Source organism: Amycolatopsis sp. NPDC051758, from assembly GCF_044453095.1.
GTDB lineage: Bacteria > Actinomycetota > Actinomycetes > Mycobacteriales > Pseudonocardiaceae > Amycolatopsis.
Window position 1 is genome coordinate 223,686 of sequence record NZ_JBITCJ010000004.1, and the last position, 15,277, is coordinate 238,962.

The following is a 15,277-nucleotide window of genomic DNA, read 5'->3' on the forward strand; positions in this document are numbered from 1 at the left end:
TGATCTCCCCGGCCAAACGTAAGGCCACCGCGAACGCGCAGCCAGGGGCGGCTTCGGCCACTGTCCGGTTCCGGCCACCGGCCGCCCGGCCGGAACCGGACGTTGGCCGCCCTCGACCGGTGTGCGAACCGCGGGGCGCTCCTACCGTCAGCGGCATGGGAGACGACGCTCCGCCGCGCTGGTGGGCCGAGGACGGCGGCCGTCCCCGGCCGGACCCGCCGGGGTGGTGGCCGGAGGCCGACACACTGCACTGGGTCCAGAACCCCGGGGAAAACGCCGCCGAAGAAGCCGGTTAGACGGGGTCGTACTCGCGCACCGCGGCCAGGTACTCGGAGATCGCGTCGCGGTTGCGCAGCAGGCACTCCGCGCGCCGCGCCATGCGGTCGCGCTCCGCCTCCAGGGTGGCGATCATCTCCGGGGTCGCGTCGGGGAAGTAGATCGCGCGGGGCTTGTCGAGGCAGGGCAGGATCTGTTTGATGATGCGGGTGGGCAGCCCGGCGTCGAGCAGCCCGCGCACCTGGACGACGCGGTCGACCGTCGGCTCGTCGTAGTCGCGGTAGCCGTTCGGGCCCCGCGCCGCGATGATCAGCCCCTGCTCCTCGTAGTACCGGAGCAGCCGGCGGGCCGTGCCGGTGCGCTCCGCGAGCTCGCCGATCCGCATGTGTGCCACCTCACGTCCGCCGGAGTAGACCTTCACATGTATGTGAGGGTTCGAGCATAACCGTATGACGAGCACCGAAGTCCTGCCCCGTTCCGCCCTCCTCGCCCTGACCACCGCCGCGTTCGTCACCGTGCTCACCGAGGCGCTGCCCGCGGGGGTGCTGCCCGGGATGAGCGCCGGCCTGGGGGTCGGCGAATCCGCCGCGGGCCAGGCCGTGACGATCTACGCGCTCGGCACCGCCCTCACCGCGATCCCGCTCTCCGCCGCCACCGCGACCTGGCCCCGCAAACGTTTGCTGCTGGCCGGAGTGGCCGGGTTCGCGGTCGCCAACACCGTCACGGCGCTGTCGGCGGACTACCCGCTCACGATGGTGGCCCGGTTCGTCGCCGGGGTGGCCGCGGGTGTCGTCTGGGCGCTGCTCGCCGGCTACGCACGACGGCTGGCGCCCGCGGGCCGGGAGGGCAAGGCCATCGCGGTCGTGATGGCCGGCATCCCGCTCGCGCTGTCGCTCGGCATCCCCGCCGGGACGTTCCTGGGCGGTCTGCTCGGCTGGCGCTCGGCGTTCGGCGTCATGTCGGTGCTCGCGGTCGTGCTGCTCGCCTGGATCACCGCGCGGGTCCCGGACCAGCCCGGGCAGGCGGGCGGCCGGACGCCGGTGCTGCGCACGCTCACCGTGCCGGGTGTGCTGCCCGTGCTGGCCGTGACGCTCGTGTTCGTGCTGGCCCACACCGTGCTCTACACCTACGTCGCCGCGTTCCTCGGCCACGCCGGGCTGGGTGGTTCGGTGGACGTCGTCCTGCTGGTGTTCGGTGTCGCGTCGATGGCGGGCATCGGGATCGTCGGCGCCCGGATCGACCGCGCGCTCCGCCGGCTCACCATCCTCAGCACGATCCTGGTCGCGGTGGCCGCCGCGCTCATGGTGGCGGACAGTCCCGCGCTGATCTACGTCGCCGTCGCGCTCTGGGGACTCGGCTGGGGCGGCGTCCCGACCCTGCTGCAGACGGCGGCCGGGAACGCCGGTGGTGAGGCGGCCGACAACGCGCAGGCCATGCTCGTCACGCTGTGGAACGCGGCGATGGCCGCGGGCGGGGTGGCCGGCGGGGTGCTGCTCGACGCCGCCGGGCCGGCGTCGTTCCCGTGGACGCTGCTCGTGCTCCTGCTGCCGGTGCTCGCCGTGGTCCTCGGCGCCCGGCGGCACGGCTTCCCGCACCGGTCCTGAGTGGACGAAGGGCCCGGACGCCGCAGCGCCCGGGCCCTCCAGCTTTCAGCAGCGGCCCGCGATGGCCCGCAGCAGTTCCGCGTTGGCGGTGTCACCCGAGAGCTCCCAGGCGAACACCCCGCCGAGTCCCTGCGACTTCGCGTAACCGGCCTTGGCCGACGCCGTCTCGGGGGTGTCGTAGCTCCACCACTGCGAGCCGCACTTCGCGTACGCCGTGCCGGCGATCTTGCCGTTGGCCGGGCAGGTCGTCTTGAGGACCTTGTAGTCCTCGACGCCCGCTTCGTACGTGCCCGGAGCGGGACCGGTGGCCGTGCCGCCCGGCTGCTTCTGCGTCACGCCGTCCCAGCCGCGGCCGTAGAACCCGAGGCCCAGCAGCATCTTCGACGACGGCACACCCTGGTGGCGCAGCTTCTGGATGGCCGCGTCGGCGTAGAACCCGGCGGTCGGGATGCCCGGGTAGGACCGCAGCGGCGAGTGCGGCGCGGTGGGCCCGGCCGGGCTGCCGCCGGCGACGAAGTAGTCGTAGGTCATCACGTTGTACCAGTCGAGGTAGCGGCTCGCCCCGGCGTAGTCGTTCGCGTCGATCTTGCCGTTGCGCGAGCCGTCCGCGGTGATCGCGGCGGTGACGAGCTGGCGCCCGAACTTCGCGCGCAGCGCCTTGACCAGGCCCGTGAACGCCTTGGGCCCACTGGTGTCGCAGGTCAGGCCGCAGGCGTTGGGGTACTCCCAGTCGATGTCGATGCCGTCGAAGACACCGGCCCAGCGCGGGTCGTTGACCAGGTTGTAGCAGGACTCGGCGAACGCGGCCGGGTTCTTCGCCGCCTCGGTGAAGCCGCCCGACCAGGTCCAGCCGCCGAAGGACCACAGCACCTTGAGCTTCGGGTTCAGCTTCTTGAGCTGGAGGATCTGGTTGAAGCTGCCGTGCAGCGCGCCCGGCTCGGTGCTGTCGGCCTGGCCGCTGACGCTCGTGGCGGCGTCGTAGGGCATGTCGTGGTCGGCCCACGGGTCGCCGACGGCGCACCCGCCGCCGGTCACGTTGCCGAAGGCGTAGTTGATGTGGGTCAGCTTTGCGGCCGACCCGGAGGTCTGGATGTCCTTGACGTGGTAGTTGCGCGCGTAGACGTCCCAGTCGGCGAAGTAGGCCATCACCTTGCCCTGGGCGTGGCCACCCTGGACCGGGCCGGCTTCCGCGGGCGGCGCGACGACGGCGGCGCCGGCCAGCGCCAGCACGGCGGCCCCCAGAGCGCTGGTGATGCGTTTTCTCATGCGGAGCACGCTGTTTCCCTTCGGCGAACCGGCCGGTCGGACGGGCCGAGGTTAACAGGTCCAGACCACTGCGGACAGAGCGAATCGTGTGCTGCCAACAGATTTCGTGGTAGCCACCCAGCGGGGCGCGGATTCACGGGTGTGCGAAGATCCCCGCATGACCGAGTTCGGCTGCGCGCGCTGCTACGGCGAAGACGCCCTGACCGCGCTGGCGTTCTGCACCACGCGGCTGCGGGAGACCCATCGCCTGGTGCGCCAGTCGCATTTCGGCATCTCGCTGCGCGAGTGCCCGGAATGCGGCCAGGCGTTCGTCGCGATCTTCACCGAGTTCGTCGACTGGACCGGCGGTGAGGACGCCCAGTACTTCGACATCGTCCCCCTCACCCGCACCGAGGTGACATCGTTGGCAGCACAGGGCTCCCGCGTCGACCTCGCCACCCTGGGCGCGCTCGGCAGCGTGCGCCGGCGGCTCTCGTCGGCCTGGCCGACCGGTGCGGACAAGACGATCGCCTGGCGGACGGATTCGCTTTCGGTGCGCGAAGGCTACTGAGCGGCCAGCCGGAGGATCGCCGCGGCCGAACGGTCCACATCGGCCTCCGTCGTCGACCAGTTGGACACCGAAATCCGCAGACAACGGCGGCCACGCCAGGTGGTTCCGCCGAGCCAGCACGTTCCGTCGCGTTGAACCGCGGTGACGATCGAATCGGTGCGGGCATCGTCGCCAAAGGACACCAGGACCTGGTTCAGGACGACGTCGTTGACGATTTCGGCGCCGCCGGCCGCCAAGGCGTCCGCGAACCGGCGGGCCAACCGGCAGCAGCGGTCGACGAGCTCGGCGACACCGTCGCGGCCCAGCTCGCGCAACGCCGCCCAGACCGCGAACCCGCGGGCGCGGCGCGACGACTCGAGGGTCAGGTCGCCCATGCCGGACACTTCGCCGGCGCCGGTCAGGTAGGCGGCGCGGTTGGCGAAGGCGGCGGCGTGGGCGTCCGGGCGGGCGCAGAAGACGAACCCGGAGTCGTACGGGACGTTCAGCCACTTGTGCCCGTCGCAGGCCCAGGAGTCGGCCAGCTCGACCCCGTCGACCAGCGCGGCCGTCGCGGGGTTGGCGGCGGCCCACAGCCCGAAGGCGCCGTCGACGTGGATCCAGGCGTCGCCGGCGGCGGCCCGGGCGGCGCGGAGATCGTCACACGCGCCGGTGTTCACGTTGCCCGCTTGCAGGCAGACGATGGCCGGGCCGGTGCCGGTTTCGAGGGTCCGCGCGAGGTCGGCGACGTCGATCGCGCCCTGCGGACCGGCGGCCACCTCCTCGACGGCCGCCGTGCCGAAGCCCAGCAGCCGCAGCGCGCGGTCGATCGTCGCGTGCCGTTCGGCGCTCGCGACCACGCGGACGCGCGGCGCGCCGAAGAGCCCGTCGCGCTCGACGTTCCAGCCCGCTTCGGCAAGAACGTGGTGCCGCGCGGCGGCGAGCCCGACGGTGTTCGCCGCCTGTCCACCGGTGACGAACCCGGCGGACGCGCTGGCCGGAATGCCGAGCAGCTCCTTGAGCCAGCCACCCGCGACGTCCTGCGCGGCCGCGGCGGCCGGGGACAGCACGGCGTTGAAGGCGTTCTGGTCCCAGCCCGCGGCGAGGACGTCGGCGGCGGTGGCGGCGGGCAGCGACCCGCCGATGACAAACCCGAAGAACCGCGGCCCGGCCGTCGCCGTCAGCCCGGGCTCGGCGGCCCGCGCGAGCTGTTCGAGCACTTCGGACGGCGGGCTCGGGTCCTTCGGCAGCGGCCCGCCGAAGCCCGCGCGCAAGGCGGCGGCATCAACGGCACGGGCGACCGGCCGGTCCGGCAGGCCGGCACGGTGGTCGGCGGCCAGTTCGGCGGCCCGGGCCAGGAGGTCACGCATCTCGTCCACGGCCCGACTCTAGGCCGCCTTCGGGTGCGCGGCCGAGAGCGAAGCGCCCCAAGGCGGCCTTGGTTGCGTGAGACGCACCGAAGGCCACATTGGGTGCATCCCACGCACCCAACGCCACATTGGGGCGCTCGGCTATCGACCGCGTCAAGCTGCCTTCGGGTGCGCGGCTCGCACATTTTCCCGGGCCAGCTCCACAGTCGTCGTGATCCGGCGCTGCCGGGTCTCCGGCCGCTTCGCCTTGGCGATCCACTCCAGAATCAACCGCCGCGACGACGGCGGGAACGCCGCGAAGTTCGCCGCCGCGACGGTGTCGAACGCCCGCTCCAGGTCCGCCGGGACAACTCCCTCCTGCGCCTCGGCGAGCACGTCCCAAGTCCCCGTACGCCGGGCGAGGTCGACCATCGCCTGACCCGCCGGCGTCATCAGCCCCGCCGCGGTCAGCCGCGCCACGCGGTCGCGGTTCACGCGGCTCCACGTGCTCTTCGGCTTCCGCGGTGTGAAGCAGAGGTACGTGCTCTCCGCGTCACGCCGGAGCGCCTTGCTGTCGATCCAGCCGAAGCACAGCGCCTGCTCCATCGCTTCGTGCACCAGGACGCCGGGAGCGCTGCTGTGCTTGCGCCGGATCACCAGCCACACCGACAACGCCGTGCCGTGCGCTGCCAGCCATTCCCGCCACTGCGCCACCGACGTGACCTTCAGCACCGCGATGCCTTCCAAAGTCTCCATGCCCACATCATCGAGGGTGAAGTGTTCACCTTCTGAGCACTTTTGCGCGGGAACAATCGGGACGCTCCCGGCGTAGCGTCTTGATATGGAGACTGCGCTCAGCACCGACCGGCTCGTGATCCGGGACTGGACGGTGGACGACGCCGAAGCCGCGTTCGAGATCTACGGCGCGGAAGACGTCACGCACTGGCTGACCCCCGCCATGGACCGCGTCGGCGACGTCGGCGCGATGCGTGCCGTCCTGGCCGCGTGGCAGGAGGCGCAGCCCAACCTCTGGCCCCCGCGCGGGCGCTGGGCCGTGGAACGCAAGGAGGACGGCGCCGTGATCGGCGGCCTCGGCATCCGGCTGCTCCCGCCGTTCGAAGAGGACCTCGAGCTGAGCTGGCAGCTCAGCCCCGGCGTCTGGGGCCAGGGCTACGCGTCGGAGGCGTCGCAAGCGCTGATCCAGTGGGCGTTCACGCAGGACACCGACGAGCTGTTCGCGGTCGCCCGGCCGAACAACACCCGCGCGATCGCCGTTGCCAAACGCCTCGGCATGCAGTGGGTCGGCGAGACCGACAAGTACTACAACCTGCGGCTGCAGGTGTACCGGATCCGGCACACCGACCTCATCGACTGACCGGCTCCAGCAGGAAGACGCGGATCTCGCGGTGCTCGGCCCGCACGGCGTACTGGTCGTACGCGGGCCAGTACTCCGCGACGGCGTCCCACATCGCCTTACGCTCTTCGCCGGCCAGGAGACGTCCGGTGACCTCGACGGTCCGGCCGCGGATCGCCATCGTCGCCTTCGGCTGCGCGAGCAGGTTGGCCGACCACGCCGGGTGCGCCTCGCCGCCGAAGTTCGAGCCGAGCACGACGTACCCGCCGGCGCGCTCGACGTACAGCAGCGGCACCTGGCGGGGCTCGCCGCTGCGGCGCCCGATGGTGGTGAGCAGCATCGTCCGGAGCCCGATGGCCGTGCCGACGCCGAACCGGCCGCCGCTGATCCGCAGCAGCACCCGGTCGGCCGGCGCGAGCGCCCGGCCGACCGCCGCGAACGCCCGGCTCTTGCCGATCCCTGCGAAAGCCTTCCGCAATTCCGCCATTCCGGCACCCTAGCGGCCGGTCACCACCCCGAAGGCGCGGGCGGCGGCACAACCGGCGGGCGGTCGTCGCAGGTGATCGTGTTCGGCAGCTCCCACGGCGCGAGCCAGCCGCCGTCGTTGCCGCCGAGGTCGGTCACCGAGAACTCCGACCCCGTGGGCGGGAAGTTGAACGAGCCGCAGTTGTTGACGCCGACCGCGCCGACGTTGCGCGCGTCGACGTTCCGGAACGACGCCGAGCCGGCCGAGCGGGCGCTGAGCACCGACGTCCCCGCGCCGTCGACACGCAGGTCGGCGAACTTCAGGCCGGTGATCGAGTACTTGTCCTTCACCGGGAAGTCGCTGACCAGCATGATCGCGTTGTAGGTGTTGTCGAGGAAGTGGCCGCCGGTCACCTCGATGTCCGCGGCGATGTCCTTCTCCAGGGCGTAGAACCAGATCGCGCCGAGCCCGATCCGCCAGTTCAGCTCGAAGGTGCCGGCGCGCACGGTGGTGTTGTCCGCGATCCGCAGCTTGCCGGTGAACGGCTCGGCGCCGAACCGCGAGCCCACCTGGATCGCGCTGCCCTCGCGGATCGGGTCGGCGACCAGGTTGCCGGACACGGTGGTGTCGGCGCCGCCGTAGAGCGCGATCCCGTTGGCCAGCACCGGCGTCTGGACCGTGTTGTGGCTGAACGTGTTGCGTGCGTTTTCGATCTTTTCCGACCATATCGCGAGGCCGTCGTCACCGGTGTTGCGGACGAAGTTGTTCGACACCAGAGAATCCGTGACGCCGGTGTGGAAGTTGAGGCCGTCGGCGATCTGGTCGGTGATGACGTTGTTAGTCACGCGCGTGTTCGTCATCGGCCCGTCGAACCACAGGCCCACCTTGGTGTGGTGCAGGTACAGGCCGTCCACAGTGGAATCGCTGAGCGCGCCGCCGATCCCGTTGACCTGGTCGGTGTCGATGCGCTCCCGGACGTCGCCTTCGATCGTGAAGCCGGAGAGGTGGACGTCGTGGCTGCCGCCGGCCGCCGCGTCCTTGCCGTAGAAGCCGGCTCCCGTGTGGACCGAGCCGTCCGGCGCCGGGACGTCCAGCTTCACCTCGTGCCCCTTGACGATCGTGTACCAGCTGCCGGCGCCTTCGATCGTGACGTCGTCGACGACGATGTGCCGGTTGACCTGGTAGGTGCCCGGTGGCAGGTAGACCTTCAGATGGGTGCGCTTCGCGAAGGTGATCGCGCGGTCGATCGCGTCGGCCGAGTCGCGCTTGCCGGTCGGGTCGGCGCCGAAGAACAGCGCGTTCGCGGCGAAGAGGTCGACACGAGGCGGCGCGACCAGTTCGGAGTCGAGCAGGTCGACCACCGTCCACGCGGCACTGCTGCCGGCCGGGACGGTGAGCCGCACCTTGTCCCCCGCGCGGTAGGTCTTGCCGAGCAGGAGCCGCTGCTCGTCGTAGAAGTGGCTGGGCCGGAACGGTTTGGTGATCACCGGCGGCGGTGTGGTCGCCGCGGGCACGCACGAGCACTCGGTGATCCACCAGTCCGGGTGCAGCAGGTCCGCGGCGGGGTTGTTGGTGAACGGGTACTGGTTGTACAGCCAGGAGTACTGCGAGGTCAGCGTCATCCGCTGCCGGTGCGCGCCGTTCACCGTGACGTCGAGCGGCGCGGTGATCCCGCCACCCTGCGGCGCGTCCGGGATGCTGTACCGGACGGTGATCGCGTTCGCCGCGGCCGGCAGCGTGAACTCGACGTGCTGCCCGGGCGTCAGCCGGACGGCCCGCCGTCCGGACGCTTCGGCGGGCAGCGTGTAGGCCGAGCGGTCCGGGCCGAGCACGGCGCCGTCGGTGCGGGCGTTCTCCGCCTCCTGCTCGAGGAACCCGACCGTGGCACCACGCCCGGCGACGAGGCCCGGATCGAGCGCGGCGCGCGTAACGACGGGCCGGTCGGCCGCCGACGCCGGAGCGGCCACGGAAAGCAGGGTGAGGACCGCGACCAGCACGGCTCCGAAGGTGCGTCGCGCCATCGCGGACCTCGTTTCACTCGGGAGTGCCGCGGAAGAGTAGGTCGCGCCTCGCTCTCACCACAAGGTCTTGCCGCGATTTTGCCCGAACTTACTCACTACTTGCAGGCATCAATACAGAAGTTGCGCAACCGAACGTCTGGTTAGGTGAGCCCATGACCCGTCCCGAATCCGCCGCCGAGGTCTTCGACGCGCTCGGCAAGGACTACGAAACCGCCTTCCGCGCCGCGACCGCGCAGCGGGAGGCGATCACCGACCTGCTCGCGGCCCTGCCGCCGAAGGCGAAGGTGCTCGACCTCGGCGCCGGCACCGGCCGGCCCACCGCGGAACTGCTGGCCGCGGCGGGCCACGACGTCACCGGGTACGACGTCGCGCCGAAGATGGTGGAGCTCGCGCGGGCCCAGGTGCCCGCCGCCCGCTTCGAGCTCGGCGACATGCGTGAACTGTCCTACGAGGACGGCAGCTGGGACGCGATCACGGCTTTCTTCTCGATGCTGCAGCTCCCCCGGGCCGAGCAGGAGACGATGCTCGGCCGGCTCGCGGCCTGGCTGAAGCCCGGCGGCCGGCTGGTCTTCGCCACCGTGCCCGCGGACGTCGACGGCGTCGACATCGTCTTCATGGGACACCCCGTCCGCGCGAGCAGTTTCACCGCCGAGGCGCTGGCCGGGCACCTGCGGGCCGCGGGTCTGGAGATCATCCGCGAGGTGCGGGCGGAGTTCGTCCCGGACCACCCCGGCGCGACCCCCGAGCCGCACGTCCACCTCACCGCGCGCAAGCCTTCGTGAGTCGATCGTGGCGTCAACCCCTCACCGGCACGATCACCCGACGGACATGAATTTTGCTCAAGTTCGTGCGTGTCCCCGGCCGTTGACCCGAGCTAAAGTGAGCCATGGGCACTGTGGCCGAGCCGGTACCTCGCGAACACCGCGAGCTGCTGCGCGGGATGCTGGCCAGGTTGCCGGAGTTCGCCGACCGGCTGGCCCACCTGCTCAGTGAAGAAGACGAGTTCTACCGGCAGGTCGACCACGTCGCGCCCGAGGAGCTGCGCCAGGTCTGCCGCGCCAACCTCGAACGCGCGCTGACGGCGCTGGCCGAGGGCCGCGGGCTGGCCCTCGACGCCGCCCGCAAGACCGGGCTGGTCCAGGCGCGCCAAGGCATTCCGCTGCCCGCGGTGCTGCGTGCGTTCCGGATCGGCGGCACGTTCGTCTACGAGGCCCTGCTCGAGCTCGCCGGCCCGGAGTTCCTCAACCCGACCAGGACGATCGAGATCAACTCCTACGTCTGGAAGGCGATCGACCTCTACTCGGACGCGCTGACCACGGCGTACGACGAGGTTGCGGCCGAGCCGTCCCACGCGAACCTCCGGCGGCTGGACGACCTGCTGCGCGGCCGGCTCACCGGCCAGGCCGACATGGAGGCCGCGGCCCGCGAGCTGGGCCTGCCGACCGCGGGCATGTTCGTCGTCGTGGTGACCGAACGCATCGAGCCGGACGAGCAGGACTCCGTCGAGGCCCTGCTGCGCGCCCGCCGCTGGCGCTCGGCGTGGCGGCGCGGCGGTGAGGCCGGGCTGGTGGCGATCGACCGGATCGAAGACGTCCGTCGGCTGCGCGAAGTGCTGGGCTCCCTACCGGTGGCGGCCGGCTTGAGCCGGCCCTTCACCGGGTTCCCCGACGTCCCGGACGCCCTGCACCGCGCCCGGATCGCCCGCCGTTCCCTGCCCTCGGCGACCGCGGGTGTGGTGGTGTTCGGCGATTCCCCGGTGACCACCTTGGTCGCCGCCGCCCCGGGCATGGCCCGCGACGTCGTGCGGTCGGCGCTCGCCGGAGTCCTCACCCTGCCGGGCGCGGAACGCAAGGTCCTGCTCGACACGCTGCTCGCGTGGTTCGCCGGCCACGGCTCGGCGAAGGAGGCCGCGGACCGGTTGTTCGTGCACCCCAACACGGTCCGCTACCGCCTGAGGCGTGTGCAGGACCTGACCAAGCGCGACCTGACCGACCCCGCGGACATCGGCGAGCTGTACGTCGCGCTCGAATCGGTGCGCCTGGACCCCGAGCCGGACTAGCCGCCCGCACGCCTATTGACTTTCGATAGATATCCAGCGATAGTCGGCGCATGTTGACCGAGAAGCGGGCCGTCGCCGCGCTCAGAGTGTTCCTCGTCGTGTTGTTCGGGGTGCTCGTCGTGTTCCAAACGCTGTCGCTGCCGGGCGGGATCGCCTACCAGACGCAGCAGAACCCGCACGACGCGAACCTGCGCTGGCCGCTGACCGCCATCGCGGTGTTCCTCGTGCTGTGCGTCCAGGTGGTGGTCGTCGCGACCTGGAAGCTGCTGACGCTGGTCAAGAAGGACCGGATCTTCACCACCGCGTCCCTGAAGTGGGTCGACGCGATCGTCTGGGCCGTGGCCGCCGCGTGGCTGGTCTTCGTCGGCATGCTGATCTTCGTCGGCTTCAACGCGGACGACCCGGGAATGCCGATGCTGCTGTTCCTGGTGACCGTCGGCATCACCGTGCTCGGGCTGCTGATGATCGTCATGCGCGCCCTGCTGCGGCAGGCCACCGCGCTCCGGACCGACCTGGAAGCGGTCATCTGATGTCGATCGTCGTGCGCATCGACGTCGAACTGGCCAAGCGCAAGATGAGCGTCGGGGAGTTCGCCGAGAAGGTCGGGCTGACGCCGGCCAACGTCGCCGTGCTGAAGAACGGCCGGGCCAAGGCGGTGCGGTTCAGCACCCTCGAAGCCATGTGCCGCGCGCTCGGCTGCCAGCCGGGCGACCTGCTCGAGTGGGTCGACGACTAAGCCAGGTCGGCGGGCCGCACCCGCAGCTTCGCGGCGATGCGGGCCAGCGCCTGCTGGTCGGCCGCGGTGAGCGGGTCGAGCGCCTGCCGGACGGCGCGCAGGTGCACCGGCGCGGCCGCCTCGACCACCGCAAAACCGGCGTCGGTGAGGGCGACCAGCGTGTACCGGCCGTCGTCGGGATCGGGCGAGCGCACCACCCAGCCGCGCTGCTCGAACCGCTTGACCACATTGGACAGCCGGGACAGCGAGCCGTTGGCGAGGTAAGCCAGCTCGCTCATCCGCAGGCGGCGCTCCGGCGCTTCCGAGACGTGGCTGAGCGCCAGGTACTCGAAGAGGGTCAGGCCCGCCTCCTGCTGCAACGGTGCTTCCAGCCGGCCCGGCAGCAGCAGGACGAGCGACACCAGCCCGGTCCAGGCTTCCTTTTCGGCCGGGTTGAGCCATCGGGGCTCGTCGGTGGTGGCCATGGCGAAACCATACTCGGCGTCGATCACTTCACGCTTGAAGTGAAACCGTGCTACGTTGACTTCAAGCGTGAAGTCAATCGAAGGGATTCCCATGCCGCAGTTCTCCGTCACCCCCGGCTACGGCCCCCGGCACCTCGAAGCCCTGCACTACACCCAGGCGGTCCGGATCGGCGACCGTGTCGAGATCTCGGGGCAGGGCGGCTGGGACGACAACACCGTCTTCCCCGAGTCCCTCGAGGACGAAATCGTCCAGGCCTTCGACAACGTCGAGCGCACCCTCGCCACCGCGGGCGCGAGCTGGGCCGACGTCGTCGCCGTGGACTCGTTCCACATCCCCACCGAGGCCGACACCATCGGCGACGACCACACCCGCGTCATGGTCGAGCAGTTCCGCAAGCGCATGGGCGACCGCGCGCCGATCTGGACCCAGCTCGGCGTCGCGGCGCTGGGCGCGCCGGGGATGCGCGTCGAGATCCGGGTGACCGCCGTCGTCGAGGAAGGCTAAGCCGCGTCCGCCTCGACGAGCCGGGCCAGGTCGAGCAGCGTGCCCTCGAAGCCGGCGCCGGCGGTGAGCGCCACCGTGAGCGGGCCCCCGCGGCGGGCCGTGCCCACCGGGAGCGTCACCGCCGGCTCCGTCCACTGGGGACGGTCCACACCGGCCGAAACGACCACGTCCGGGCGGGTCACCACGCTTCGCCGGCCGCCGGCGTCGAGGTCGAGCACCACGTTGCCGTGCAACGAAAGCAGCGCGGCGACGTCGGCGACGGCGTCGCGCAGCTCACGGTCGGCGATCGAGTCCGAGTGCGCGCCGATCGCCGGCCGGGGTGGTGGTTCTTCGCGGGCGAGCCGCGGGACGATCACGCCGAGGTCGCCCGGGGTGCATTCCAGCACCCGGATGCCGGGCACGCCGGCGAGCGGGTCGGTGAGGGTGATCCCCGCGCTCGCGGCCGCCGCCACGATCCGGGCCCGCCAGCGCGCGGTCGCCGCGATGGCGACCATCGATGGGTCCTGGGGCAAAAGGGGAATTCTCCTTCGTGGTCCGGCGCGGCGGAGTGAGGATCGTCCGATGGTGGGCCCGTGCCCGTTGTGCCCGGGAACAAACATGTTTGGTCGCTTGGTCCGAACGGGCGCGCACATGCCACCTTCCGGTCGCACCCGGTGTCTGTGACCGCCGGTCACACTTTGACGCGCGGCGTGGCGCGGGCCACTATTCCGTCCACTGATTACCGCCGGGTAATTTGTGCGGTGTCGAAGACGACCCAGGAGGACCGTTGCGACGTGTTTTCGGCCTGATCTTGCTGGCGCTGGGCGTCTTCGCGGTCGCGGGGGCAGTGCTCCTCCCCACCTACGTCTACCCCCGGCTCGCCAAGGTGCCGCTCGACCAGGACTCGACGTCGGTGCTGGAAGGCACCGCGAGCAAGGTCCTCGCCGTGACCGACAACGGATCCGGCCCGGTCTCGAACATCCGGGAAGACGCGAAGCTGACCGCGACCGGGCACGTGCAGGCGAACTTCGCCGCGCCGGAGATGCGCCAGGACACCGACTACGCGGTCTGGATGCTGGCGGTGCAGGTCACCGACGACGCCGACGGCACCCTGCTCTCCGCCAGCAAGCGGCAGGTCTGCTTCGACCGGCGCACCGGCGAAGGCTACGAGCCGCACGGCGAGACCGACCCGCCGTGTGCCGCCAACAGCAGCTACGTCACCGAACTGAAGGACAAGGCCGACAAGGACGGCCTGAAGCCGCCCGAGACGAACGACTACAAGGCGCAGCCCGGCCTGAACTTCAAGTTCCCGTTCGGCGCCGAGCAGAAGGACTACAAGGTCTACGACGACAACACCGGCGCGGCCGTCACCGCCCGGTTCGTCGGTCCCGAGACGGTGAACGGGATCGAGACCTACAAGTACGTCCAGGACATCCCCGACACGAAGATCGCCACCAAGGACGTGCCGGGCGCGCTCGTCGGCCGCACCGAGCCGACGGTCCAGGCCGACCTCTACTACCGCGGCATCAACACGCTGTGGGTGGAGCCGGTCACCGGGATCGAGGTCAAGCAGCAGCAACAGCAGCACCAGGAGCTGCGCTCCCTGACCAGCGCGGCGGTGGTGTTCGACGGGACGCTCGCCTACAACGGCACGACCATCGCGCAGATGGTGGACCAGGTGGACGCGAACAAGGGCAAGCTGGAGTTCCTGTCGACCACCGGCCCGCTCTGGCTCGGGATCGGCGGCGCCGTGCTGATCATCGTCGCGATCGTGCTGCTGGTCCGCCGACGCCCGGCCGAGCCGCCGGCCCCGCGGAAGCGGCGCCAGGTGGTCTTCGCCCAGACCTGATCAGCGCCTGCGCAGGACCAGAACCAGGTTCCAGGAAGCGATTTCCCGCAGGCCGGGAATCCGCACGATCCACATCGCCCAGCCCGGGTGGTAACGCGGATAACCGGCCACGACGTCGGCGAGCGGCGTCGCCTTCGCCCAGCGAAGCGCGGCGCCGACCGAAACCGGGAACAGGCTTTCCCCGAATTTGTTCTTCGGCTGTTTCCCGAGTTTCCGGAGATAACGCTGCCGGGCGTAGTCGCCGCCGAGGAAATGCCACGGCGCCGTCTCGTGGCCGCCCCACGGTGAGTACCACGGCGTGAAGGACACGAAGACCGTGCCGCCGGGCTTGGTCACCCGGCACATCTCCTCGAGCATCACCCACGGCTCGGCGACGTGCTCCAGCACGTTCGACGAGTAGCAGACGTCCACGGATCCGGTGCGCACCGGCAGTTCCGTGCCGCTGGCACGGATCATGTTCTCCCCCGGCTCACCCCGCGCGGACAGCTCGCCGACGTCCGGATCGAGACCGAGGTAGGACGCGCCCGCCGCGCGGAAGGCGTCCGAAAAGTAGCCAGGGCCGCCGCCGACGTCCAAGATCGTGCGTCCGGAAAGCGGAGTGTGAGCCGCCAACTGCCGCACCGAGTCGGCGGCCAACGCGGAATAGAAGCCGTCCGGGTCGGTCTGCTCGGTGAGGAACGTGCGGAACAGCGTCACGGAACGGCGGAGCGTGGCGCGGTGCGGCTGCGGGGTCGCGGTGAAAACCGGATTGCCTACCATTGAACCGTCGCTTTCCCGAATACGTTCCTCTACTGTGTACGCACCGGTAACCTAGCATCGTCGC

19 protein-coding genes are annotated in these 15,277 nt (G+C 70.9%); 10 read left to right on the top strand and 9 right to left on the bottom strand.

Features of this window, described 5'->3' with window-relative positions; translation table 11 throughout:
* The first annotated feature begins 155 nt into the window (after positions 1-155).
* On the top strand, positions 156-296 hold the full coding sequence (locus tag ACIA5G_RS20540; RefSeq protein WP_395925385.1) for a hypothetical protein: 141 nt from the start codon (positions 156-158) through the stop codon (positions 294-296).
* Here the strand turns inward: ACIA5G_RS20540 and ACIA5G_RS20545 are convergent.
* On the bottom strand, positions 293-661 hold the full coding sequence (locus ACIA5G_RS20545; RefSeq protein WP_395925387.1) for a MerR family transcriptional regulator: 369 nt from the start codon (positions 659-661) through the stop codon (positions 293-295). The two genes, ACIA5G_RS20540 and ACIA5G_RS20545, sit on opposite strands and share 4 nt — an antisense overlap.
* A 64-nt stretch (positions 662-725) precedes the next feature.
* Here ACIA5G_RS20545 and ACIA5G_RS20550 point away from each other — a divergent pair, with 64 nt between their 5' ends.
* Entirely contained in the window at positions 726-1,880 is a 1,155-nt protein-coding gene (locus ACIA5G_RS20550; protein WP_395925389.1) for an MFS transporter, read from the top strand.
* Between the two features lie 45 nt (positions 1,881-1,925).
* Here the strand turns inward: ACIA5G_RS20550 and ACIA5G_RS20555 are convergent, their stop codons facing one another.
* Positions 1,926-3,155 carry a glycoside hydrolase family 18 protein gene (locus tag ACIA5G_RS20555; RefSeq protein WP_395925391.1) on the bottom strand — a complete coding sequence of 410 codons (1,230 nt, stop codon included), beginning with the start codon at positions 3,153-3,155 and terminating at the stop codon, positions 1,926-1,928.
* A gap of 148 nt (positions 3,156-3,303) precedes the next feature.
* Between ACIA5G_RS20555 and ACIA5G_RS20560 the strand changes: the two genes are divergently transcribed.
* On the top strand, positions 3,304-3,696 hold the full coding sequence (locus ACIA5G_RS20560; protein ID WP_395925393.1) for a hypothetical protein: 393 nt from the start codon (positions 3,304-3,306) through the stop codon (positions 3,694-3,696).
* Here ACIA5G_RS20560 and ACIA5G_RS20565 read toward each other — a convergent pair.
* Together ACIA5G_RS20565 and ACIA5G_RS20570 are read right to left on the bottom strand one after the other, a co-directional pair.
* The gene (locus ACIA5G_RS20565) at positions 3,690-5,042 is read right to left on the bottom strand and encodes a pyridoxal phosphate-dependent decarboxylase family protein (protein WP_395926472.1); all 1,353 of its coding nucleotides are present in this window, start codon (positions 5,040-5,042) and stop codon (positions 3,690-3,692) included. The two genes, ACIA5G_RS20560 and ACIA5G_RS20565, sit on opposite strands and share 7 nt — an antisense overlap.
* Positions 5,043-5,195: 153 nt before the next feature.
* On the bottom strand, positions 5,196-5,777 hold the full coding sequence (locus ACIA5G_RS20570) for a YdeI family protein (protein WP_395925395.1): 582 nt from the start codon (positions 5,775-5,777) through the stop codon (positions 5,196-5,198).
* 85 nt (positions 5,778-5,862) lie between these two features.
* Here ACIA5G_RS20570 and ACIA5G_RS20575 point away from each other — a divergent pair, with 85 nt between their 5' ends.
* Entirely contained in the window at positions 5,863-6,396 is a 534-nt protein-coding gene (locus tag ACIA5G_RS20575) for a GNAT family N-acetyltransferase (protein ID WP_395925397.1), read from the top strand.
* On the opposite strand, the gene ACIA5G_RS20580 is transcribed toward ACIA5G_RS20575, so the two are convergent.
* Positions 6,386-6,862 carry a nitroreductase family deazaflavin-dependent oxidoreductase gene (locus tag ACIA5G_RS20580; protein WP_395925399.1) on the bottom strand — a complete coding sequence of 159 codons (477 nt, stop codon included), beginning with the start codon at positions 6,860-6,862 and terminating at the stop codon, positions 6,386-6,388. The genes ACIA5G_RS20575 and ACIA5G_RS20580 overlap by 11 nt on opposite strands.
* 20 nt (positions 6,863-6,882) lie before the next feature.
* Positions 6,883-8,862 (bottom strand): glycosyl hydrolase family 28-related protein, encoded by a 1,980-nt coding sequence (locus tag ACIA5G_RS20585; RefSeq protein ID WP_395925401.1) that lies wholly within the window; start codon positions 8,860-8,862, stop codon positions 6,883-6,885.
* A gap of 152 nt (positions 8,863-9,014) precedes the next feature.
* On the opposite strand from ACIA5G_RS20585, the gene ACIA5G_RS20590 reads away from it, so the two are divergent.
* From ACIA5G_RS20590 to ACIA5G_RS20605, 4 genes are all read left to right on the top strand, one after another.
* Complete coding sequence (locus tag ACIA5G_RS20590) at positions 9,015-9,644, top strand: class I SAM-dependent methyltransferase (protein ID WP_395925403.1); 630 nt, start codon at positions 9,015-9,017, stop codon at positions 9,642-9,644.
* A 104-nt stretch (positions 9,645-9,748) separates the two neighbouring features.
* Positions 9,749-10,921, top strand: a complete 1,173-nt coding sequence (locus ACIA5G_RS20595) for a PucR family transcriptional regulator (RefSeq protein ID WP_395925405.1) — start codon at positions 9,749-9,751, stop codon at positions 10,919-10,921.
* A gap of 50 nt (positions 10,922-10,971) precedes the next feature.
* Positions 10,972-11,451 (top strand): DUF2975 domain-containing protein, encoded by a 480-nt coding sequence (locus ACIA5G_RS20600; RefSeq protein ID WP_395925407.1) that lies wholly within the window; start codon positions 10,972-10,974, stop codon positions 11,449-11,451.
* Positions 11,451-11,657 (top strand): helix-turn-helix domain-containing protein, encoded by a 207-nt coding sequence (locus ACIA5G_RS20605; protein WP_395925409.1) that lies wholly within the window; start codon positions 11,451-11,453, stop codon positions 11,655-11,657. Before ACIA5G_RS20600 ends, ACIA5G_RS20605 begins: the two co-directional genes overlap by 1 nt.
* Here ACIA5G_RS20605 and ACIA5G_RS20610 read toward each other — a convergent pair.
* A complete protein-coding gene (locus ACIA5G_RS20610) occupies positions 11,654-12,121 on the bottom strand; it encodes a MarR family winged helix-turn-helix transcriptional regulator (protein ID WP_395925411.1) in 468 nt (155 codons plus the stop codon). The two genes, ACIA5G_RS20605 and ACIA5G_RS20610, sit on opposite strands and share 4 nt — an antisense overlap.
* Positions 12,122-12,212: 91 nt before the next feature.
* On the opposite strand from ACIA5G_RS20610, the gene ACIA5G_RS20615 reads away from it, so the two are divergent.
* The gene (locus tag ACIA5G_RS20615; RefSeq protein ID WP_395926474.1) at positions 12,213-12,626 is read left to right on the top strand and encodes a RidA family protein; all 414 of its coding nucleotides are present in this window, start codon (positions 12,213-12,215) and stop codon (positions 12,624-12,626) included.
* Here the strand turns inward: ACIA5G_RS20615 and ACIA5G_RS20620 are convergent.
* The gene (locus ACIA5G_RS20620; RefSeq protein ID WP_395925413.1) at positions 12,623-13,120 is read right to left on the bottom strand and encodes a hypothetical protein; all 498 of its coding nucleotides are present in this window, start codon (positions 13,118-13,120) and stop codon (positions 12,623-12,625) included. The genes ACIA5G_RS20615 and ACIA5G_RS20620 overlap by 4 nt on opposite strands.
* A 272-nt stretch (positions 13,121-13,392) precedes the next feature.
* Here ACIA5G_RS20620 and ACIA5G_RS20625 point away from each other — a divergent pair, with 272 nt between their 5' ends.
* The gene (locus tag ACIA5G_RS20625) at positions 13,393-14,454 is read left to right on the top strand and encodes a DUF3068 domain-containing protein (RefSeq protein ID WP_395925415.1); all 1,062 of its coding nucleotides are present in this window, start codon (positions 13,393-13,395) and stop codon (positions 14,452-14,454) included.
* Here the strand turns inward: ACIA5G_RS20625 and ACIA5G_RS20630 are convergent, their stop codons facing one another.
* Entirely contained in the window at positions 14,455-15,150 is a 696-nt protein-coding gene (locus ACIA5G_RS20630; RefSeq protein WP_395925417.1) for a class I SAM-dependent methyltransferase, read from the bottom strand.
* Positions 15,151-15,277 lie beyond the last annotated feature (127 nt).